The 20,050-nt window shown below is 69.3% G+C and carries 19 protein-coding genes; 8 read left to right on the forward strand and 11 right to left on the reverse strand.

Going from position 1 to position 20,050, the window contains the following annotated elements:
• Positions 1 to 28 precede the first annotated feature (28 nt).
• Positions 29 to 460, reverse strand: coding sequence for a hypothetical protein (locus tag ABZS29_RS19820; RefSeq protein ID WP_355463712.1), 432 nt, complete (start codon positions 458 to 460; stop codon positions 29 to 31).
• A 113-nt stretch (positions 461 to 573) separates the two neighbouring features.
• Positions 574 to 3,075: a tetratricopeptide repeat protein gene (locus ABZS29_RS19825; RefSeq protein ID WP_355463713.1), complete on the reverse strand. Its 2,502-nt coding sequence runs from the start codon at positions 3,073 to 3,075 to the stop codon at positions 574 to 576.
• 236 nt (positions 3,076 to 3,311) lie between these two features.
• Between ABZS29_RS19825 and ABZS29_RS19830 the strand changes: the two genes are divergently transcribed.
• Both ABZS29_RS19830 and ABZS29_RS19835 read left to right on the forward strand, forming a co-directional pair.
• Positions 3,312 to 3,845, forward strand: a complete 534-nt coding sequence (locus ABZS29_RS19830; RefSeq protein WP_355463714.1) for an EF-hand domain-containing protein — start codon at positions 3,312 to 3,314, stop codon at positions 3,843 to 3,845.
• A 15-nt stretch (positions 3,846 to 3,860) separates the two neighbouring features.
• Positions 3,861 to 4,697 carry a hypothetical protein gene (locus ABZS29_RS19835; protein ID WP_355463715.1) on the forward strand — a complete coding sequence of 279 codons (837 nt, stop codon included), beginning with the start codon at positions 3,861 to 3,863 and terminating at the stop codon, positions 4,695 to 4,697.
• A 6-nt stretch (positions 4,698 to 4,703) separates the two neighbouring features.
• Here the strand turns inward: ABZS29_RS19835 and ABZS29_RS19840 are convergent, their stop codons facing one another.
• From ABZS29_RS19840 to ABZS29_RS19850, 3 genes are all read right to left on the reverse strand, one after another.
• Positions 4,704 to 5,030: a hypothetical protein gene (locus ABZS29_RS19840; protein ID WP_355463716.1), complete on the reverse strand. Its 327-nt coding sequence runs from the start codon at positions 5,028 to 5,030 to the stop codon at positions 4,704 to 4,706.
• A gap of 124 nt (positions 5,031 to 5,154) precedes the next feature.
• Positions 5,155 to 7,239, reverse strand: a complete 2,085-nt coding sequence (locus ABZS29_RS19845) for a peptidoglycan DD-metalloendopeptidase family protein (protein ID WP_355463717.1) — start codon at positions 7,237 to 7,239, stop codon at positions 5,155 to 5,157.
• Between the two features lie 103 nt (positions 7,240 to 7,342).
• A complete protein-coding gene (locus tag ABZS29_RS19850; RefSeq protein WP_355463718.1) occupies positions 7,343 to 8,041 on the reverse strand; it encodes a helix-turn-helix domain-containing protein in 699 nt (232 codons plus the stop codon).
• 65 nt (positions 8,042 to 8,106) lie between these two features.
• Between ABZS29_RS19850 and ABZS29_RS19855 the strand changes: the two genes are divergently transcribed.
• Both ABZS29_RS19855 and ABZS29_RS19860 read left to right on the forward strand, forming a co-directional pair.
• Positions 8,107 to 8,742, forward strand: coding sequence for a flavin reductase family protein (locus tag ABZS29_RS19855; RefSeq protein WP_355463719.1), 636 nt, complete (start codon positions 8,107 to 8,109; stop codon positions 8,740 to 8,742).
• A 20-nt stretch (positions 8,743 to 8,762) separates the two neighbouring features.
• Positions 8,763 to 9,581 (forward strand): amino acid-binding protein, encoded by an 819-nt coding sequence (locus ABZS29_RS19860; RefSeq protein WP_355463720.1) that lies wholly within the window; start codon positions 8,763 to 8,765, stop codon positions 9,579 to 9,581.
• 8 nt (positions 9,582 to 9,589) lie between these two features.
• On the opposite strand, the gene ABZS29_RS19865 is transcribed toward ABZS29_RS19860, so the two are convergent.
• The 3 genes from ABZS29_RS19865 to ABZS29_RS19875 form a co-directional block, all read right to left on the reverse strand.
• The gene (locus ABZS29_RS19865; RefSeq protein WP_355463721.1) at positions 9,590 to 10,615 is read right to left on the reverse strand and encodes a YihY/virulence factor BrkB family protein; all 1,026 of its coding nucleotides are present in this window, start codon (positions 10,613 to 10,615) and stop codon (positions 9,590 to 9,592) included.
• A gap of 64 nt (positions 10,616 to 10,679) precedes the next feature.
• Positions 10,680 to 11,228 (reverse strand): sigma-70 family RNA polymerase sigma factor, encoded by a 549-nt coding sequence (locus ABZS29_RS19870; RefSeq protein ID WP_355463722.1) that lies wholly within the window; start codon positions 11,226 to 11,228, stop codon positions 10,680 to 10,682.
• A gap of 80 nt (positions 11,229 to 11,308) precedes the next feature.
• Positions 11,309 to 11,860 carry a hypothetical protein gene (locus ABZS29_RS19875; RefSeq protein WP_355463723.1) on the reverse strand — a complete coding sequence of 184 codons (552 nt, stop codon included), beginning with the start codon at positions 11,858 to 11,860 and terminating at the stop codon, positions 11,309 to 11,311.
• Positions 11,861 to 11,984: 124 nt separating this feature from the next.
• Between ABZS29_RS19875 and ABZS29_RS19880 the strand changes: the two genes are divergently transcribed.
• On the forward strand, positions 11,985 to 13,394 hold the full coding sequence (locus tag ABZS29_RS19880) for a PepSY domain-containing protein (RefSeq protein ID WP_355463724.1): 1,410 nt from the start codon (positions 11,985 to 11,987) through the stop codon (positions 13,392 to 13,394).
• A 39-nt stretch (positions 13,395 to 13,433) separates the two neighbouring features.
• On the opposite strand, the gene ABZS29_RS19885 is transcribed toward ABZS29_RS19880, so the two are convergent.
• A complete protein-coding gene (locus tag ABZS29_RS19885; RefSeq protein WP_355463725.1) occupies positions 13,434 to 14,033 on the reverse strand; it encodes a hypothetical protein in 600 nt (199 codons plus the stop codon).
• A gap of 52 nt (positions 14,034 to 14,085) precedes the next feature.
• Positions 14,086 to 14,658, reverse strand: a complete 573-nt coding sequence (locus ABZS29_RS19890; RefSeq protein ID WP_355463726.1) for an RNA polymerase sigma factor — start codon at positions 14,656 to 14,658, stop codon at positions 14,086 to 14,088.
• 21 nt (positions 14,659 to 14,679) lie between these two features.
• On the opposite strand from ABZS29_RS19890, the gene ABZS29_RS19895 reads away from it, so the two are divergent.
• A complete protein-coding gene (locus ABZS29_RS19895) occupies positions 14,680 to 16,029 on the forward strand; it encodes a serine/threonine-protein kinase (RefSeq protein ID WP_355463727.1) in 1,350 nt (449 codons plus the stop codon).
• A 2-nt stretch (positions 16,030 to 16,031) separates the two neighbouring features.
• Here ABZS29_RS19895 and ABZS29_RS19900 read toward each other — a convergent pair whose 3' ends face one another.
• Positions 16,032 to 17,216 carry a hypothetical protein gene (locus ABZS29_RS19900; RefSeq protein ID WP_355463728.1) on the reverse strand — a complete coding sequence of 395 codons (1,185 nt, stop codon included), beginning with the start codon at positions 17,214 to 17,216 and terminating at the stop codon, positions 16,032 to 16,034.
• Positions 17,217 to 17,362: 146 nt separating this feature from the next.
• Between ABZS29_RS19900 and ABZS29_RS19905 the strand changes: the two genes are divergently transcribed.
• Positions 17,363 to 18,793, forward strand: a complete 1,431-nt coding sequence (locus ABZS29_RS19905; RefSeq protein ID WP_355463729.1) for an alpha-amylase family protein — start codon at positions 17,363 to 17,365, stop codon at positions 18,791 to 18,793.
• Between the two features lie 42 nt (positions 18,794 to 18,835).
• A complete protein-coding gene (locus ABZS29_RS19910; protein ID WP_355463730.1) occupies positions 18,836 to 20,047 on the forward strand; it encodes a serine/threonine-protein kinase in 1,212 nt (403 codons plus the stop codon).
• The last annotated feature ends 3 nt before the right edge of the window (positions 20,048 to 20,050 follow it).

Below are 20,050 nucleotides of genomic sequence, written 5' to 3' on the forward strand. Positions count from 1 at the left end.
CCGTGGTCCGGCCCGGGCGCTCGTTCGGTCAGCCGCGCGGAAGGTAGACGTTCTCACACTTCAGCGAGGGACCGAGGTCGACGCAGACCTGAATACCGGCCTTGACGATGCTCGCGCTGGTGTTCAGCTCCTTGTTGTCGTACGGGCCCCACGCGTCGCTCTCGCAGGTGCCGTCGTCCTCGTGCCAGGCGCCGTAGGCCCAGTTGCCGTTGCTGAGCAGGGCCCGGGCGCGCGCGATCACGCGGTAGCCGTCACCGGGGCAGGTGTCGTTGATGACCCAGTTGTTGTAGACGACCTGCGTTGCGGACTTGAAGTCGAGGTCGGCGTACGAGGAGCCGCCGGAGTCACCGCCGGCCGGGCTGACGACGTGCACGTAGACGTGGCCGTCGGCGGCCATCGCCGGGCTGACGCCGGCGGCGACCATCGCGGCCGAGGCCACGGCGATACCGAGTGTTCTCATGGGAACGCGCATAGCAGAACTCCTTGTCACTGGGCGGCATTTGTCCTGATAAGGACAACGGGCCCATGCTTGTGCGACCGGAGTGGGATGTCCCGGTTTTCGGTCGAATCCGGTCAGGCGGAGAGGGCGGCGAGCTGGGTGGCGACGGCGTTGGCCTCGGGGGTCTTCAAACGGTCGAAGATGCTCAGCGCCTGACGCAGCTCGGCCTGCGCGGTCTCCGGGTCGCCGAGCCGGACGAGGGCCCGGGCGCACCCTTGGTGACTGCGCGCCTGCTCGTACGGGTCGCCGACCTCGGTGGAGATCGCCAGCGCGGCGCGATGCCGGTCCAGCGCGGTCGCGGGGGAGCCCGCCGTACAGGCCACCGTGCCGGACTCGTTCAGGGCGAGCGCCTCAGCGTCCCGGTTGGCGACCTCACCGGCGATCGTGAGGGCGAGCTCCAGCCGGGCACGTGCTGCATCGAGAGCGCCGAGCGCGCAAAGCGCACGGCCGAGGGTGATCAGGGCGTAGGCCTCGCCGGTCCGGTTCGCGGTCTCGCGGGCGATGCTGATCGCGGATTCCGCATCGGCGCGCGCTTGGTCGTACCGGCCGAGGCTGAGATTGACGCCGGCCCGGCTGTTCAGCGCGCGCCCCTCGGTCACGCGATCGCCGGTCTCGCGCAACATCGCGAGGCATTCCTGCACGCGCTCGTACGCCTCGTCATACCGGCCGAGTCGCTCGGCCAGGTGCACCACGTTGTGCAGCGCGTGCGCCGTCGCGAGGTGCGAGTCGATCGTGGCGGCGATCTCGATCGACTGCAGATAGTTCCCGTACGCCGCCTCGTACGCGCCGACGCGTTCGAGCACCAGACCGAGGTTGATCAGCGCCCGGATGTGCTCGCGGTGATCGCCACTCGCCGACGCGATCGACAGCGCCTCGGCGTACACCTCGCGCGCGGCATCGAACCGGCCGAGCCGCCAGTAGACGACGCCCAGACTGCTCAGCGCCCGCCCACGCTTGGCTCGCGAGGTCACCCGCGCGGCGGCGCCATGCAGCACCTCGCCGTCGGCGTAGTGGCCGGCGTCGTCGAGGTAGCGGTAGAGGATCGACGACAGATCAGCTGTGTGACCGGCCAGGTTCTGCTCGGCAGCCGTGAGCCCGCACGCGACCAGATTGACCCGCTCGGCCTCGAGCCAGGCCAAGGCTGCATCCCGGTCCGGCGGCGCACCGGCCGCCGGCTTCTCGGACGGCCGCCACTCCGCCTCGTACGGCGCGTACACCGACATCGCCAGGGCGGCCATCGCCCGATAGTGATCGGCCAATCGGGTGAACGCAGCTCGGCGAGCACTCGCCGGATCCTCGTCGCTGGCGCGTTTGGCGGCGTACACCCTGACCAGATCGTGCATCTCGAACCGGCCGGGGGAGCGCTGTTGCAACAGACTCCCCGCCAGCAGGTCCGCTAGCAGAGCGGCCGTCTCGGCTTCGTCAGCACCAGCCAGCACAGCCGCCGCCGAAGTGTCGAAGTCGGCGCCCGGATGGAGCGCGAGCCGTCTGAGCAGCGTGCGATGAGCCTCCGGCAGACTGCCGTCGGACTGGGCAAGCGCGATCTCGACCGCGTTGTCCAGACACAAGGTCCGGCCGCGCTCGACCAGCCGCTCCAGATGATCGGACAAACTCCACGTCGGCGTCGCATCGATCCGGCCGGCCACCAGTGCGAGTGCGAGCGGCAGCTGACCCACCTGTACGGCGATCTGCTCGGCCGTGGCCGGATCCGCGCTGACCCGCGCTGCCCCGATCGATCGCCGCAGCAGCTCGACGGACTCGGCCGGAGTGAACGGGCCGAGCTGCAACCGCTGGGCACCGGGCAGTTCGAGTTGCCGGCGACTCGTCACCAGCACCACGCTGCCCGGAACACCCGGCAGGAGCGGAATCACCTGCTCGGCCGACGCCGCGTTGTCGAGCAGAATCACCGACCGCTTACCAGCGAGCGCTCGGCCGAGCCGCGCCGTACGGGCACTCGGCGAGGCGCCGCGCACGCCGAGCACGCGCAGAAAGGCCTCGAGTACGGCGCCCGGCTCGGCCGGCTGCCGTGGGTCGTAGCCGCGCAGGTTGACCGCGAGCACCTGGTCGACCGCGCCCATCAGATGCGCCAGGTGCACGATCAGGCGGGTCTTGCCGACGCCGGCCATCCCGTCGATGGCAATCACCACTGGACCGCTGCGCTCGTTCATCACCGGCCGGAGCTGAGCCAGCGCCTTGACCCGCCCGGTGAACACCTCCAGGTCGTCCGGCAGCCGATCGGTCACGTTCACTACGGCGGCATCGGAGGCGGCTCCGCAGACGAGCTGATAGGCCTGCCGCCAGGTCAGCACCACGCGCTCGTCGGCGTCGCCGGTCAACGCGCGGACGACGTCGACCACCAGCTCGACGTCCAGCCGGCTCCGGCCGGGCTGCAGACATCGATAGACGGTGTCGTACGCCGGGATCTCGGCGACGCCGCGCGCCGTCCGGCTCCGGACGATGCGCCGGTGTAGCTCGCGGTACGAGATTCCGGACCAGACCCGAAGCTCCCGCAGCCGGGCCCCGAATTCGGGCAGCCCGGCGGCGCCATCCGGCGTCGGCTGTGCGGTTCCAGACATCTCGCGTGCCTCCCCATGGTTCCCCCGAACCTGCTCGCCGAGCGAGGTTAACGCCTGACCGGGCCCACCGCGACCGTTCGGCCGCGATTCGTCCCGCGCGGATTGCGGCACCCGGCGGTCTCGGTGCGCGCATTGCGTCGGGGTCCGGCCGGTGGTCCTGGTTACGCAGGGTGGCGGCCGGGTAGGACCGGCGTACCGAAGTGGATGTTTGAAACGGCGAAAGGGGGCGGGACCCGATGGCGAGTGAGTTCCAGCGGCGCAAGGTGGCCGCGGTGTTCGGGGCAATGGATGCCGACGGCAACGGATACCTCGAGGAGTCCGACTTCGAGACGCTGACCGCGCGCTGGGTCGGGCTGCGCGGCTGGGCGCCGGGCACCGACGAGCACGAGCGGATGCGCTCGATCATGATGGGCTGGTGGTCGGCGATCGCGACCCTGTCCGGCGCCGAGTACGACGACCAGGTGTCGCTCGACGAACTGATGACGGTGGTCGACCAGCTCCCGGCGATGGACGACGCGATCTACGCGACCGCCGACGCCATGTTCGACGCGATCGACCAGGACAAGGACGACCGGATCTCGCTGACCGAACACAAGCAGGTCGTCTATGCCTGGAAAGGTTCCGGCGACGGCATCGAGGACGTCTTCCCGCAGCTCGATGTGAACGGCGACGGGCACCTCTCGCGCAGCGAGTTCCGCGACCTGTGGTCCGGGTTCTGGCGCGGTGACGACCCTGAGTCGCCCTCGCAATGGATCTTCGGCCGCTACTGACCCATCCTGGTGGGTATGGCAAGGCGACGAGCGGCGGCGCTGGGAATTCTCACCGTGATCCTGCTGGCAGGGTGCTCGGGGGAGAAGCGCGCGGTCGAGCCCACGCCCAGCGGTAGCGTGCCGCAGCCGAGCTCGCCGCCGGCAACTGCCACCAGTCCGCCGGCTCCTTCCACGACGCCCAGTGCGTCGACCACTCCGACCTCGACTCCGACGCCCGCGCCGACCACCTCGACCCCGGCGCGGCGGGTCTTCCGGTACCAGCCGGCCTGGCCGTTCACCTCCGAGGCCGGCGCCGCCGCGTGGCAGCGCTCGTACCGCAGCGGCGGTCACCAGCCCTGGCACCTCGACCCGGCCGAGACCGCGCTGTCGTTCAGCCGGCAGTTCCTGGGTTTCAAGGACCTCAAGCTGATCACCTCCCGCAGAGTCACCGGTGACGAGGCGTACGTCGGCGTCGGCTACCAGATCGACACCGGCCGCAAGTTCACCGCGGCCGTCGTTCACCTCGCCCGCCTGGGCCAGGGCAAAGACGCGCCGTGGGAAGTCGTCGGAACCCGAGACACCGACCTGACCCTCACCACTCCCCGCTACGGGGCCACGGCCGCCACGCCTCTTACGGCGGGCGGCCGCGTCACCGGCGTCGACGAGGCCATCCGCCTCGACGTCCGCCAAGCCTCCACGGCGACCGCGCTCGGCACGCTCTGCTGCATCCCGGCCGGCGGCGAACGCACTCCGTGGTCCGGCAAAGTCACCTACCGCGGTGCCACCGATCCGGTCCTCGTCCTGATCGCCTCCACCGGCGGCCACAACCAACGCACCGAACGCTTCGCGATCACCGCCGTCCGCCACCCCTGACTCGGGCTAGCTGCCTCCGATGCCCCAGAAGAGGTTGACGGAGGCGCTGCCCTTGGCCGGGACGAACTGGCTGCGATTGGTGCAGTTGGTGCCGGACCAGGCGACCTGGCTTCGGTCGGACATGTTCCGGACGAAGTCGAACTCGTGCGAGATGGTCGTGCACCATCCGGCCGGTATCGGCGGGAACTTGCTGATTAGGCCGCCGTGGTAGTAGACGCAGACTTCGCCGCTGTAGCAGGGCGGATCGGCGGCGGCGGTTCCTGCTGATGCTCCCACGAAGGCGATGGCGGACATCGCGGTCAGGAGCGCGGTACGGGCCTTCGGCATTCTCATCCTGTCCCTTTCTGGCGGGCATCGAACGGGTCGAAACGCTAGAGGGCCGAGGCGATGTGGTCGACCAATTCGAGCACTGCCGTAAGGCTCTGGTGCGATCCGGTCGCGTGTGCTAACCGCGGGGTCAGCAGGAGGTGGCTGTGTAGGTCTCGCCGCGGAAGAGGGCGTTGCCGGGGGCGCCGCAGATCACGGGGTTGCGGTTGAGGCCGGCCATGAAACCGCCGGAGCTGATCGGGTTGGCGGCGTCGTAGGGGACCGACACCTCGAAGTGGAGGTGGTCGCCGTCGGCCTGGCCGACATCACCTTCGAGGCCGAGGACGGTACCGGCGGTGACGACGTCGCCGACCTTGTGGCCGCGGCTGGTGACGGAGCCGGTCTGGACGTGGCTGTATTTGCTCCACTCGCCGTCCGGGTGCTCGAGCCAGACGTAGTTGTTGTCGGAGGTGGGCTCGGCGTTGGTGTCGACGATGTAGCGGATGACGCCGGTCCGGGCCGCGGCGATCTCGTAGTCGGGGCCGGCGCTGACGCCGGACATGTCGATCCGGCCGAGGGGATTGTGCGCCAGTACGTCGTTGGTCACCTTGACCTTGGTGCCGGACTTGAAACCGACGCGGTACTCGCCGATCGACATCGCCGGACCGCCGAACCGGTCGTGCGCCTGGGCGACGCCGTTCACGCCGGGGGAGTCCTGGGTCCAGATCTGGTCGGTGCTGGTGGAGAGGAAGCCGGACGTGCCGTAGAGGACGTTGACCGCGCCGCCGCTCGACTGCTTGTCGACGGCCTCGCCGGGCGCACCGGCCGCGAGGTCGAAGCGGCCGTTGCCGTCGAAGTCACCGGCAGCCAGCGCGTAGCCGAGGTAGTCGCCGGGCTCGGAGGCGCCTTCCATGGCGTTGACGCTCTGGCTGAGGTGCTGGACGACCTGCGGGGACAGGCCGTTCGCGCCGCCGTACAGGACACTGAGCCGGCCGGCCGCGACGTTGCCGTTGACGATGGTGCCGGGAGCGCCGATCGCGAGGTCGTCGCCGGCCTGACCGTTGAAGTTGCCCGCGGCAACGGCCGTACCGAACTGGTCGCCGGAGGACGCCGTACCGCCGTTCAGCAGGGCGGCGCGGGTGAAGATCTGGCTCCAGCTGGCCTGCAGGCCGGTCGCGGTGCCGTAGGTGACGTTGACGGCGCCGGCATCGCGGATCTCGCCGTCGTTCTCGCCGGGGACCCCGACGGCCAGGTCGTCGCGACCGTCGTTGTTGAAGTCGCCCGCGGCCACCGACTGGCCGTAGAGGTCGTTCTTCTCCCAGTTGCCCGGTACGCCGGGGGTCGACTGGTTGAGGATCTGGTTGCCGGTCGCGGTGAGACCTGCGGCCGAGCCGTAGATGATGTTGACCGTGCCCGCGGCGGCCTCTTCGCCGATCGCTTCGCCGGGGGCGCCGACCACCAGATCCGCTCGGCCGTCGTTGTCGAAGTCGCCGGTCGCGAGCGCCGTCCCGAAGTTGTCGCCGCCTTCGACGTCACCGATGATGCCGGGATATCCCTGGTGCCAGTTCTGGCTTCCGGTCGTCGACAGGCCGGTGCGGTCGCCGTACAGGACGATCACGTTGCCGGCCTGGTTGGAGCCGGCGACCTCTTCCTTCGGCGCGCCGATCGCCAGGTCGTCGCGGCCGTCGTTGTTGAAGTCGCCCGCGGCGACCGCCGTACCGAACTCGTCGGTGCGCTCGGCGACGTCGGGGATGCCGGCCGACGACTGCGTGAAGACCTGGTTGCCGGTGGTGATGAGACCGATGGAAGAGCCGTAGAAGATGTTCACCGCGCCGGCGTCGTACACGTCCTCGCCGGTGGCGACCTCGACGCTCTCGTGCGGTACGCCGACCGCGAGGTCACCGAAGCCGTCGTTGTTGAAGTCGCCGCAGGTGGTGGCGTGCCCGAACGCGTCGCCGCGCTCGGAGACGCCGACGATGCCGGGGTTGTCCTGGTTGATCAGGATGTTGCCGGTCGTCGAGACGCCTGCGGCCGAGCCGTAGAGGACGTTGACCGAGCCGGCGCTGTCGAGGTTGCCGACGCTCTCGCCCGGCGCCCCCACCGCGAGGTCCGAGCGCGAGTCGCCGTTGAAGTCACACGCGGGGCCGGCGATCGCGGTCGCCGCGGCGAGCTGAGGCTGGATCAGGACGGCAGCGGCCAGTACGGCGGCAGCCGCGACGGCAGTTGTTTTTCTCATCTCAAGTCCTTAGGAAGTGGGCGGAACTCTTACCCACGACTCTGCTGGACTCGCCGCCTGAGGGCATGAGGGACAACCCCTCAACCTGCGGCCTGGGGGTTCCCTACACGAGCTCTTGAACGACGCCGGTCGGCAGCCCGAATCCGCGGATCTCAGCGGCCACCTTCAGTGCCCGCGTGCCCCGGATCGGACGCACCCAACCGTGCTCGACGGCATGCGCGCACAGGGCCGAACCGACCGCACCGGCGAGATGCGGCCGTCGCTCCGTCACATCCAGACACGCTCGTACGGCGGGCCGCCCGCGCCGCGGTTCGATCGTGATCCCGAGGTCGGTGAGCCAGGCGGTGCCGTGCTTCGTGAGCGTGACGCCGTCCGACCAGTCGAGAAGGCCGCGCTCGGTCATCGCGTCCGTGAGCGCCACGCCGAGCTTGCCGGCGAGATGGTCGTAGCAGGTCCGGGCGCGCGCGAACGCATCCCGTTTGCTGACCGCGGCCAGGTTGTTGGCCGTCTGGGTGCGGCGGGGTGTGAGCGCGGCGAGTCCTTCGATCAGCTCGGCCGTCTCAGGTCCCGCCAGCCGCACGTACCGATGGCGTCCCTGCCGGACCTCGGCCAGCAGGCCACCGTCCACGAGCAGGTTGAGATGCTCACTGATCGTCGGCCGCGAGACGTGCGTCAACCGCGACAGCTCGGTCGCCGTCCACGCCCGCCCGTCGAGCAACGCCAGGCACACCGTCGCCCGCGTCCCGTCCGCCAGCATCCGCGCCCAAGCGGCCAGCTCCTGCCCCTCCGCCTGCATGCTCATGTCTTCATCATGCCGCTTGGATACTTCGGCCCGCGCCGAAGTGTCCGGCCCTTAGCTTCGGACGCATGACCCATCTGACGATCGAACCGTCCATCCTGTACGTCGGCACGCCGGTCGCGCTGCTGTCGACCACGAACGACGACGGCACGTTCAACCTGGCCCCGATGTCGTCCGCCTGGGCCCTCGACGATGTCGTCGTACTGGGCCTCGGCGACTCCGGCCAGACCGGCCACAACCTACGCCGACGGCCGGAGCTGGTCATCAACTACCCGTCTCCTGCGCAATGGGAAGCCGTCGAGCGGCTGGCCTGCCTCACCGGCCGCTATCCGGTACCGCCGGGCCGGGACGCGAGGTTCCGCTTCGAGCCGGAGAAGTTCACGGCGGCCGGGTTGACCCCGGTCGCGTCCGAGGTTGGTCCGCCGCGGGTCGCCGAGTGCCCGTTGCAGTTCGAGGCGACCGCCGTCGCGGTCGATGTCGATGCCGGGGGCAACTTCTTGATCGTGCAGGCGAAGGTGCTGCGCGTCCACGCGGACGAGCGGATCGTCGTACCGGGGACGTCGTACGTCGATCCGGTTGCCTGGTCGCCGCTGATCTACAACTTTCGCCACTACTTCGGTCTCGGCCAGGAACTCGGCGAGTCCTTCCGCACCGAGACACCGCGAGGCGATGACCTTCATCTGTCGGCAACAGCGAGGCAATAACCAGCCGTCATGCTGGCGGCATGGACTCACTGCGTACGGCGCTCGTCGGCGGGGAAGCCTGTGAGGTCTGCGGCCGCCTCCCGCATCCACGCCGACTGCGATTGACGGTAGCCAAGCTCCTCGCGGTCTTCCCGGTCGAGCTCGCACTCCATGCGGTCGTGCTCGCGATCCACCCGCCGTACGTCGTCGCTGTGGCGCTGCTCGTCGTGACGACGACCGTGCTGGTGATCTGGGTCGTCGAACCGTCCGCGATGCGATTCCTGCGGACGTGGCTGCATGCACCCCACACCCCGCAGGGGACCGGCGTAGACGGCCTGTGGCGAATCCGAGTCACGCTGCCGGACAGCGTCGGCTCCCTCGAGCGACTCGCCCACGGCCTGGCCGCGGTCGACGCGAACATCCTCGGCCTGCACGTCCACACGGTCGAGGACGGCGTACGCGATGAGCTGGTCGTGTCGGCGCCGGACTCCATCCGCTCCGGCGCCTTGTCCGCGGTCGTCGAGGCAGCGGGCGGCGGCGATGTCCAGGTCTGGCCGACAACTGCTCTCGCCCTGATCGACGGCCAGACCAAAGCCCTCAGCCTCGCCGCCCGCGTAGTAGGCGACCCGACCGAACTACCGCACGCCGTCGCCGAACTCCTCGGCGCTCAATTGGTCACCGACCGCGCGCTGCTGGCCAGCCCGCTGCCGGCGGACAGATCCATCCTGAAGATCCCCTCACCCTGGGCCGGCTTCTTCGCCTTCACCCGCCCTGCGGAACCCTTCACCCCCGCCGAATCCGCCCGAGCCCACCGCCTCGCCCAACTAGCCGAACTGGCAACCCACACCCGAGTCGCCTAGCGCACCCATCAATCACTTCCGCGGTCATCGCTTCGTCGCCGCTTCGGGAGCTTGTTCGGCTTCTTGGGGTTGAAGGTCACGTCGATTCGTTCCGCGGCTTTGTGGCGTTGGGCTTTGGCGTACATGGCATAGGCGCGGTGGTCGGCCGGCGTGAGGTCGGTGGCGGAGTCGGTGAAGAGGGCGAGCAGGGAGCGCGGGTAGAGCTGGTGGGCGATCACCGAGTTGAGTTCGGCGCCGATGACGGCGATCACGGAGGCGGCGTAGATGAGGCCGATCAGGCCCAGGGTGAGGGCGAAGATGCCGTTGACCTCGCTGGCCTTGGCCAGTACGTCGTTGACGTAGATGCCGCCGAGGCGTTCGAGCACGTGCCAGCCGAGGGCGGTGAAGAACGCGCCGGGGACGATCTTGCGGAACGGCGGGCGGGGCCGGGTGCCCGGGCGGAGGCAAAGGGTGAGCATCGCGGTGAGGACGAGGATCGAGCCGATCGAAACGAGCCAGCCGAGGTTGTCGGCCACTACACCGGACAGTGACGCCTGGCTGCCGGCGAGCACGGTCAGGGTCGCGAAGCTGAGGACGGTGAGACCGGCCAGCGAGAGCAGGGCGCCGGAGCGCAGCCGGCCGCGGAACGGGTTGGGGCGGCCGTTCCGCGGCACGCCCCAGGTCACGTTGACCGCGTTCTGCACCGCCTGGCCGAGGCCGATCACGCCGTACACGGCGGCGAGCGAGCCGACGATCACGGCCGCCGTACTGCCCTGGAGGCCCTGCGGTGTGGCCAGCTGGGTCCCGACGATCGGGAACTCCTTGAGCGCGGACTGCAGGACGGCCTTCTGCAAGTCTTCGTTGCCTTGGAGAACGAACCCGAGGACCGACGAGGAGATCAGCAGCATCGGGAAGATCGCCGCGAAGGCGTAGTACGTGACGATCACGGCGAGGTAGCTGCCCTGGTCGTCGAAGAACTTGTAGATGACGGCGAGCGGGAAGCCGAGCCGTCGGCGCCGCCGTTGCGCAGCATCCAGCCGCCCCAAAGTACTCACAACCCAACGGTACGGTCCCCGGCCGAGCAGGGGTGACACGGGCCGTCCGTGTCACCCCTGCGGATCAGGCTGCGGTGAGTTGGCCGGCGAGCGTGCTGCGGGCCCGGGCGACGCGGGAGCGGATGGTGCCGGTCGGGCATCCGAGGTGGGTGGCTGCTTCTGCGTACGGGAGGCCGACCAGTTGAGTGAGCACGAAGACCTCCCGGCGGTCGGGTGGGAGGCTGTCGAGCAGGTCGGTGAGCGCGATGGCGTCGTCGAAGCCGGGCAGGTTGCGCGGTTGGGCCTGTTCGGCGGCCTGCTGCCAGTCGTGGTCGGAGATGCGCGGGCGGGACGCCTTGCGGCGAAGGTCGTCGGCGACGGTACGGCGGGCGATCGACAGCAGCCAGGTTCGGGCGGACGAGCGGCCCTCGAAGCGGTGCAGGCTCTTCAGCGCCCGCAGGAAGGTCTCCTGGGTGAGATCGTCGGCCGACTGCGGGTCCGCGCTCAGGTGCGCGACATAGCGCCGTACGTCGAGCTGGAGCGCGCGAACGAAGTTGTCGAGGGCAACGAGATCGCCGGCGCGGGCGGCGAGCGCGAGGCGGGTTGAGGTTTCGTGGTTCCAGGCGGAAGGCATCACATGAGTCCTTGAAGTCCAGGATCCGGCGGTGGTCGCCGGCGAGCGGGCCCTGCCGGAGGGCAGGGTTGGGTCGGCCGTCAGGTGACGGGGACTCCGCGCGGTGGACCTCGCGAGACGATGGCGTGCACGAGCAGGAAGAGCCGCAGCGGCCGGGGGGAGTGGTGTGGCCGGATCCGGAGCCGCACCGGAGTGAAGCCTGGACCAGTGGCCAGCCGCAGCACGAGCAGCAGCCGGGTGGCGAGGGAACGCAGCACAGTGAAGGCAGCGCGCTCACCAGCGGCCAGCCACAGACCGCTCACCAGCGCGGCCAGGAGGTGGGCCGCAAGCATCCCGTACGACGCATGTCCGCTCATGTCATGACCAGCGGGCATCGGATGCGCCTGGGCGGTGGAGAACACGGTGTGCAACATCGCCTGCGCCGTCACCGCCGAGACGACCACGAAGGGGATACCGCGCTCGCAGTCGGTCACGAACCACGCGGCCGTGCCCACCACGGCGACGGCCAGGACGATCGCCCAGCCGGGAATCGGCAGCCCGGACATCAGCACGTGGCCGGACGCCGCGAGCAGCACACAGATGGCCGCGAACATCGCGGCCCGCGCTGCTCGGAATCCCCAGGCCGGTCGCATGACCGCACCATGGTCGCATTTTCCGCGCGGAACCGCGCCCTGTGCCCCAGGTCACATGAACGCGCTGGAACTGATCGCCCCCGCCATCCGACTACTGCGGAGGAACTGCGAACAGGGAGTGGACGTGGGCGAAGTAGCGACGGCACCGGTCGAGGTGGAGAAGACCGGCCCGCGCGGCAAGGGGTCGGGGTTGTTCCGGGCGTTCTGGCGGTGGCATTTCTACGCCAGCTTCCTGGTGATCCCGGTACTGCTGGTGCTGGCGGTCACCGGGCTGATCTACCTGTTCCGGTTCCAGATCGAGCCAGTGCTGCACGCGGACCTGATGAAGGTTCAGCAGCCCGCCGGTCTGGTCGCGCAGCCCTACTCGACTCAGCTCGAGGAGGTGCGGCAGGCGTTCCCGGACGCGACCGTGGTCTCGATGACCGAGCCGTCGGCGCCGAACCGGTCCACCGTCTTCTCCGTCGACACGGAGGCCGGCCCGCGGGACGTTTTCGTCGACCCGTACGAAGGCAAGGTCCTGGGCGCGCTCAACCCGGACACCACCCTGTCCGGCGGCGCGATCCTGCTGCACGGCGAGCTCATGGCCGGTCGTTGGGGTGACTACGTGATCGAGATCGCCGCCTGCTGGGCGATCGTGATGGCGATGACCGGCTACTACCTCTTCTTCCGTGGCCGGGTCGCCCGCGCCCGACGCAGGGCGGCCGGTGCGGCAGGCGCCGTACTGCGATCGCGGCACGGCCGCACCGGCGCGATCCTCGGCGTCGGGCTGTTGTTCCTGATCGTCTCCGGCTTGCCGTGGACGGGATTCTGGGGCGCCAAGACCCAGCAGTTCGCAACCAGCCAAGGTACGTCGTTCTGGGCCGAGGACCCGGGCGCGTTGTCGAACCCGACCTCGACGCTGGACGAGTCGCTCCCGCACAGCCACTCAGTGCCGTGGGGCCTGGGGAAGACCGACGTACCGCGATCGGACCCCGCCGACAAGAAGCGCTCGGTCGCCACCGTCGACACCGCGATCGCGGTCGGCGAGCGCAACGGCCTGCGCCGCCCGATGACGATCGCACTTCCGGCCGACGACGAGGGCGTCTATTCGGCCATCGGCTACGCCTTCAACGATCCCGGCAAGGAACGCTCCTTGCACGTCGACCAGTACGGCGGCCGCGTCGTCTCGACGTACGGGTACGGCGACTACCCGGCGCTGGCGAAAGTAGTTGCCCAAGGCATCGCTCTGCACGAGGGCCGCCGGTTCGGCACGCTGAACCTGTGGGTGACCACGGTCTTCTGCCTCGGCGTCGTCTTCATGTGTGTGACCGGCCCGCTGATGTGGTGGCGGCGCCGGCCGAAGGGCAACGCGCTCGGCGCACCACGCGGCCGGCTTCCGCTGCGCGCCACGCCGGCTCTGGCCGTCCTGGTGGTGGCGCTCGCGCTGTTCCTGCCGTTGTTCGGTATCACGCTGGCCGTCGTACTGCTGCTCGACCAGTTCGTCCTCCGGCGGGTGGCCGGACTCCGAGCCTGGTTCAACGTCGTCCGGTCCTGAGACCGGACCGACCGAGCAGCAGTACGAAAAGCGCGAGTTTCAGTCGCAGGTGTCGCAGATACCGCTGGCCGGCGTCTGCAGGTTGCACTTCGGGCAGGCCTTGATCGGGCGCTCGGCGATCGCGGCCTTGCGGGCGCGGGCCCGGGCGGCGCCCAGCTTGCCGGGGATCATCGCGCTGCCGCCGTCGGCGGGCAGGTTCGGGGCCTCGAAGTGCCGGTAGGCGGCGAGGCGCTCGTGCGCGGCGTGCGCATCCGGGTCGGCGGGCGTCTCACCGGTGGCGGCGCCGACGATCGCGGCGTACCCCTCGAAGACGCTCTCGTCGGGGTTGACGCACAGCGCCGGCAGCATCGGCTCACCGCGGCGCAGGTTCTCCGCGTAGACCTCGGCCAGCGTGCCGCCGATCCACAGCTTCGGCAGCTGCTTGGTGCGGATACCGGTCAGCTCCTGCACGCCGACGGCGAGATCCTTGAGCTGCACCAGCGACTGGTACTTCCGGGCCGCGACGAGCAGCATCTCGCGGGCGGCTCCGGCCCACTCGACCCGAGCGGCGGCAACTCCGATATCGGACACCTCACGCCAAGCGCGCTCTTCTACTTCCGGTAGTTCCTGGTCTGATGTGGCGACATCGTAGCTAGACACTTGCCAAACCCTACGGGCCTGCGGCCGATCGGCGAAACCGTCGCGGGCCGGATCACTCCTGGCGGGGCAGTAATTGTGCCTTAAGCGAGACCCTGGCCCGGCTGATTCGCGACTTGACGGTGCCGACCGGGATGCCGACCTGCTCGGCGATCTCGTCGTAGCTCAGCTCGTAGATGTCGCGAAGGACCACCGAAGTGACAGTTTCCGGCAGATCGACCTCGAGGTGCTCCAAGGCGTCGAGCAGATCCAGCCGGGTGCCGGCGACCACGCTCGTCGTCCGCGGATCGGGACGGTCGTAGCGCGCGGGCTGGTCGTCGTGGTGCCAGGCGGACGGGTTCTCGACCGCGCGCCGTTTCAGCCGCCTGTAGGTCTCGCGGGCGGCGTTCGACGCGACCACGTGCACCCAGGTGCTGAACCGGCTGCGTCCGGAGAAGGTACCGATCTTGGTGGCGATCGCCAGCAACGCGTCCTGGCAGGCGTCCTCGGCATCGGCCCGGTGCGGCAGCACGCGCTGGCAGATCCGGATCACCTGCGGCTGTACCTGCCGGATCAGTTCGTCCAGCAGGGCCGGGTCCTGCGCAGCGCGCCGGGCCAGGTCATCGAGCGCGTCCGCATCGTTCGCCATGGCATGAGGATAATGATGGCCATGGTTCAGCCCACTCACTTCGGCCGCTACTCCGTGATCCGGCGGCTGGGCAACGGTGGTTTCGCTGCCGTGTGGCTGGCCCGCGACGAAGAGCTCGACGCCGAGGTGGCCGTCAAGGTGCTGGCCGAGCACTGGGTCGACGATCTCGACGTACGGCGTCGCTTCGTCGAAGAAGGCCGCTTCCTGCGCAAGGTCGAGTCGCCGTACGTGATCGGCGTGCACGACAGCGGGACCACCGACGACGAGCGGCCGTTCCTTGTCCTGACCTACGCCGATCGCGGCACGCTCGCCGATCGGATCAAGGACGGGCCGCTGCCGCTGGCCGAAGCGCTCGAGGTGATCGAGAACGTCAGCTCAGGTCTGCAGGAACTGCACGACCGCGGCGTTCTGCATCGTGACGTCAAACCCGAGAACGTGCTCTTCCGCAGTACGCCGACCGGCGAGCGCGCCATGCTCGGCGATCTCGGCCTCGGCAAGTCGCTCGACAAGGTGTCGCGGGTGACGATGCCAGGCGGTACGCCGGCCTACGTCGCGCCCGAGCAGGTGCGGGGTGACGTCCTCGACCCGCGCGCCGACCTGTACGCCCTGGCCGCCGTCACGTACGCCGCTCTGTCCGGGCGGCCGCCGTACAGTGCGACCACGCTCGCCGCGGTGCTGGCCGTCGACGGTCCGCCGGCTCCGCTGGAGACGGTTCCGGCCGCGGTCAACGAGGTGATCCGGCGCGGTCTCAGCAAGGATCGTGACCAGCGCTGGCCCGACGTCCGATCCTTCGCCGAGGCGCTGCACGCTGCGGCGGAGGCCCCGGCGAAGACTCGCCGGTTGACGCTCAACCCGTGGGTGGCGGCCACAGTGGCAGCAGCCCTGCTGGGTGGTGCCGGTGGTTATCTGGGCTGGCAGTACGGCGTCCAGCATCAGACCGTGCGCGTCATGGACAAGAGCCAGGCGCTGTCGGTCGAGCTGCCGCGCGAGTGGGCGCGCACTCGCGCCGGTGACGGCTGGCAGCCGCAGGGCGCGACGAGTCAGCTGCCCGGACTGCTGGTGAGTCGCGACAACAACCGTTGGACCGGGTCGGACGCCGACGTCCCCGGTATCTTCATCGGCGTCCTTCCCACGGGCCAGCTCCCCAGCGCCGCCACTCTCCTTGTGCCCGCGACCTGTGCGGCATCGGCCGACCAGACCGACACGCCGTCCACCGCCACGGTCAAGTACGCCGGTTGCCCGGCCGGCATGACGACGTACGAGCGGGTCAAGCAGTTCGGCGAGAAGCTGGTCCGGATCGAGGTCCGGGCCGAGGACGCTGCTCAGGCTGAGCAGGTCCTCGACTCGGTGGAGTACAAGCCCCGCAGCTGAGGTCAGTGGCCGAGTTGGTACGGCCGGTTGTTCGTGTCGCCGATGCCGTTCTTGAGCGGCGCGGCGAGCTCGCAGGCGCCGGCCTTCGGAGCGCAGCGGGCGATCGCGGTCTTGCCGCTCTGCTCGGCCAGGACCAGGACGTGGTCGGCGTCCTCCATCGTGGTGGAGATGATCGCCACCTTGTGGCCACCGGACCACTCGCGGATGGCCTTGCCGTTCTTCAGGTCCACCGCGGCGAACAGGCCGTCGCCGTACCCGTCGCGGTACGCCGGTCCGCCGAGCGCAAAGGTGCTCTTGGCAAACATCTCGTCGATCGCGTAGTCGCAGGTCGCCCACCGCTTGCTGCCCGAGGCGATGTCGACGAGGGCGGTGCAGCTGCCGTCATTGGTCGTCGAAACGATCGACGCACCGAGCTGAAGGTTCGACGAGACCGCGGACGGCGTCGGTACGGCGCTGACCGGCTTGACGGTGTCGTCGCCGGCGGTCCACTTGTAGAGGGTCTGCTTCTCGCTCTTGTTCAGCGCGCTGAAGTAGACCTCGCTGCCTTGGACGGCGTGCACGATCGGCCCGTGCTCGCCGGTGCGCTGCAACGAGTACTTCTCGCCGCTGGGGTTGTCGCGCCAGGTCAGCGTGAACTTCGGCAGCTCGGTGCCGTCCGCGGCGGTCGGCTGAACGGCGTACGCGCTGCTCGCAAGGTTGTCACCGGACAGCACGGTCGAGACGTCCTTGACCGATTCGCCGCGCGTGCCGCCGTTCCAGGCGGTGAGGACGGCGTTGCCGTTCTCGTTCGGCCGGTGCAGCACGAGTGCGCCGCCGTTGCCCGTCCGCGCGACCTCCCAGACCTCGCCGTCCGACGCCGGCAGGGTGAACTTGGTCCCGCCGACGTGCACGGTCCGGCCCTCGACGTACGACGTGCTCGGCGCCGCGCCCTGCTTGAGCTTGGTGAGGTCGAGGGTCTGCTTGACCGCGCCGCCGGCCGTCGTGGTCGAGGCCGGCTTGCTCGTGGTCGCGGAGGGCTTCGGCGTCGAGCTCTGAACCGGCTGGCTGACGCTGTCGATCGGCTTGACGTTGCCGTCCGACGCCGCGGCGAGCGTGGGCGTCTGCTGGGCGGCGACGAGCGCCCCCGCGACGACCGCGGCCAGCGAAACCCCTGTGACCAGCCCTGCCAGCTTGACGTTGCGATTCATGGTGCCCTCCGAGTGAATGGTCAGTTTGTCGTACTGGGGGGCTTTGATGGTCGGCCGACACGTTCGGTTCACGAGATCTGGATTTGACGCTTGGTGACCACGCCGACCTGTTGCGTGACGCGGGCGGAGATGTCAGTTTTGCGGTCATGATGCGCAAGGCACTCGCCCTGGTGACCGTCTGCACCCTCCTGGCCGCGGGCAGCGGCACCGCGTCCGCCGCGCCGACCGGCGCGCGGGACGTGATCGTCCAGCTGTTCGAGTGGAACTGGAAGTCGGTCGGCCGCGAGTGCGGTGCCTTCCTCGGACCACGCGGGTACGGCGCTGTCCAGGTCTCGCCGCCGCAGGAGCACGTCGTACTGCCTGGGCAGGGGTATCCGTGGTGGCAGGACTACCAACCGGTGAGCTACAAGATCGACAACACCCGCCGGGGGACGCGCGCGGACTTCGCGGCGATGGTGAACAGCTGCCACGCGGCCGGAGTGAAGGTGTACGTCGATTCGGTCGTCAACCACATGACCGGTGGTTCGTCCGGCGGCGCGGGGAGCGCGGGGTCGACGTACACGCACTATGACTATCCGGGCCTGTTCCAGACGCAGGACTTCCATCACTGCGGCCGCAACGGGAACGACGACATCGTCAACTACGGCGATCGCTACGAGGTGCAGAACTGTGAGCTGGTCGATCTCGCGGATCTCGCCACCGGTTCGGACTACGTGCGCGGCCGGATCGCGGCGTACCTGAACGACCTGTTGTCGATCGGGGTCGACGGCTTCCGGCTGGATGCCTCGAAGCACATGCCGGCCGCGGACATCGCCGCGATCAAGGCTCGGTTGTCGCGACCGGCGTACGTGTATCAAGAGGTGATCTACGGTGCGGGCGAGCCGGTCACCCCGGACGAGTACGTCGGGAACGGCGACGTACTGGAGTTCCGCTACGGCAAGGACCTGGCGAAGATCTTCAATACCGAGCGGCTCGCGTACCTCAAGACCTTCGCTTCACCACTGGCCTCGGATCGGGCGGTCGTCTTCACCGACAACCACGACACCCAGCGGGGGAGTGGCGTCCTGACCTTCCGCGACAACGGCCGCTACGCGATGGCGAACGCCTTCATGCTGGCCTGGACGTACGGCACGCCGAAGGTGATGTCGAGCTACGAGTACAGCTCGAACGACCAGGGTCCGCCCGCGGCGAGCGACGGCCGCACGACGGACACCATCTGCTTCAGCAACGGCTGGCGATGTGAGCACGAGTGGCGGGTGATCGCGAACATGGTTGCCTTCCACAACATCACCCGCGGGACCGCGGTCACCGAGTGGTGGGACAACGGCAACGACGCGATCGCGTTCGGCCGCGGCGACAAGGGCTATCTGGTCCTGAACGACGAGGGCTCGGCACTGACCGGTCGCAGCTTCCACACCAACCTGGCGCCCGGCCGGTACTGTGACGTCTTCCATGGCGACTACACCTCTGGCAACTGCACCGGTCCGGTCTACACCGTGGACAGCGCCGGCTGGTTCCGCGCCGACATCGCGGCCCAGGACGGTCTCGCGCTGCACGCCGCGGCCAAGGTCGGCTGAACCGGCATACATGACGGCTCCCACGATGGGTACTGGGCCGCGGTGAGGCGCGCAGGAGAGGTGATCGGCGGCCGCTACCGAATCGTCGCGGCGATCGGTCGCGGTGGGATGGGTGACGTCTACCGCGCCGTCGACGAGAAGCTGCACCGCGAGGTCGCACTGAAGCTCGTCCGTCCGGAGCCGAAGACGCTGCTGGCGTCGGAACGTTTCCAGCGGGAGGCACGGGCGATCGCGCAGATCCGCGATCCCCACGTCGTCGCGGCGTACGACTTCGGCGACGAGGGCGAGTGCTCGTACCTCACCATGGAGCTGAGCACGGGCTGCTCGGTCGGGGAGGAGCTCCGCGAGAGCGGGCCCTTCACAGCGGCCAGAGCGCAGTACGTCGTCCGTCAGGCCGCCGCCGGATTGGCGGCGGCACACCGGGTCGGTGTCGTGCATCGCGACGTCAAGCCGGACAACCTGCTGCTGGGTGACGACGGCTCGGTCAAGGTGGCCGACTTCGGCATCGCCAGGTTCCTGCACGACGCGACCACGACCATGACGTCGAGTGGTGAGGTCGTCGGCACCAGCTACTACCTCTCGCCCGAAGCGGCTCTTGGTCGCCGAGTCGGGCCGGCGGCCGACATCTACGCGCTCGGCTGTGTCCTGTACCAGCTGGTCACCGGGCATCCGCCGTTCATGGCCGAGGAACCGGCCGCGATCATGTACCAGCATGTGGAGCGCGAGCCGGTGCCGCCGAGCGACCTCCGCCCGGAGCTGGCCGGAGAGCTCGAAGACCTCATCTTCTGGATGCTCGCCAAGGATCCTGACAGCCGTCCGACCGCCGAGCAGGTCGCGACCGGCGCCCGGCCACCGCGTCGCGTGGATCAGAACACCGTCGTGACCACGGTTTTGCCTGCGCGCAGGTCGCGGCGCAAGGTGCTGCTTCCGGCCGGCTTGGCAACCTTCGCACTGGCGGCCTCGCTGGGTGTCGGCCTCGCCCTGCACAACGGTGGCGGGCAGGCTCCGGCGACCACCAATTTCGCGCCGCAGGAGACCGTGTCGACGCCGAAGGTCCTGGCGACCACGACGACCCCGCCGCCGTCGCGGCGGCCGACCACGCCGCCGACCGCGGCCGTCGTCCGCAAGCCCGACCGGACCAAGGCCGCCACCTCGACCTCGGCCGCGACCAAGTCGGCGAAGCCGGACAAACCCGAGCAGACCAAGACCAAGAAACCGAAGAAGACCAAGGAGCCGAAGCACCCCAAGCCCTGAGCC

It is taken from the genome of Kribbella sp. NPDC005582 (assembly GCF_040605415.1).
Taxonomy (GTDB): Bacteria; Actinomycetota; Actinomycetes; order Propionibacteriales; family Kribbellaceae; genus Kribbella.

Bases quoted from the DNA above. Each gene is read 5' to 3' on its own strand.
- ABZS29_RS19820 (WP_355463712.1), bottom strand. From the start codon at position 460: ATGAGAACACTCGGTATCGCCGTGGCCTCGGCCGCGATGGTCGCCGCC.
- ABZS29_RS19825 (WP_355463713.1), bottom strand. From the start codon at position 3,075: ATGTCTGGAACCGCACAGCCGACGCCGGATGGCGCCGCCGGGCTGCCC.
- ABZS29_RS19830 (WP_355463714.1), top strand. From the start codon at position 3,312: ATGGCGAGTGAGTTCCAGCGGCGCAAGGTGGCCGCGGTGTTCGGGGCA.
- ABZS29_RS19835 (WP_355463715.1), top strand. From the start codon at position 3,861: ATGGCAAGGCGACGAGCGGCGGCGCTGGGAATTCTCACCGTGATCCTG.
- ABZS29_RS19840 (WP_355463716.1), bottom strand. From the start codon at position 5,030: ATGAGAATGCCGAAGGCCCGTACCGCGCTCCTGACCGCGATGTCCGCC.
- ABZS29_RS19845 (WP_355463717.1), bottom strand. From the start codon at position 7,239: ATGAGAAAAACAACTGCCGTCGCGGCTGCCGCCGTACTGGCCGCTGCC.
- ABZS29_RS19850 (WP_355463718.1), bottom strand. From the start codon at position 8,041: ATGAGCATGCAGGCGGAGGGGCAGGAGCTGGCCGCTTGGGCGCGGATG.
- ABZS29_RS19855 (WP_355463719.1), top strand. From the start codon at position 8,107: ATGACCCATCTGACGATCGAACCGTCCATCCTGTACGTCGGCACGCCG.
- ABZS29_RS19860 (WP_355463720.1), top strand. From the start codon at position 8,763: ATGGACTCACTGCGTACGGCGCTCGTCGGCGGGGAAGCCTGTGAGGTC.
- ABZS29_RS19870 (WP_355463722.1), bottom strand. From the start codon at position 11,228: ATGCCTTCCGCCTGGAACCACGAAACCTCAACCCGCCTCGCGCTCGCC.
- ABZS29_RS19875 (WP_355463723.1), bottom strand. From the start codon at position 11,860: ATGCGACCGGCCTGGGGATTCCGAGCAGCGCGGGCCGCGATGTTCGCG.
- ABZS29_RS19890 (WP_355463726.1), bottom strand. From the start codon at position 14,658: ATGGCGAACGATGCGGACGCGCTCGATGACCTGGCCCGGCGCGCTGCG.
- ABZS29_RS19895 (WP_355463727.1), top strand. From the start codon at position 14,680: ATGGTTCAGCCCACTCACTTCGGCCGCTACTCCGTGATCCGGCGGCTG.
- ABZS29_RS19900 (WP_355463728.1), bottom strand. From the start codon at position 17,216: ATGAATCGCAACGTCAAGCTGGCAGGGCTGGTCACAGGGGTTTCGCTG.
- ABZS29_RS19905 (WP_355463729.1), top strand. From the start codon at position 17,363: ATGATGCGCAAGGCACTCGCCCTGGTGACCGTCTGCACCCTCCTGGCC.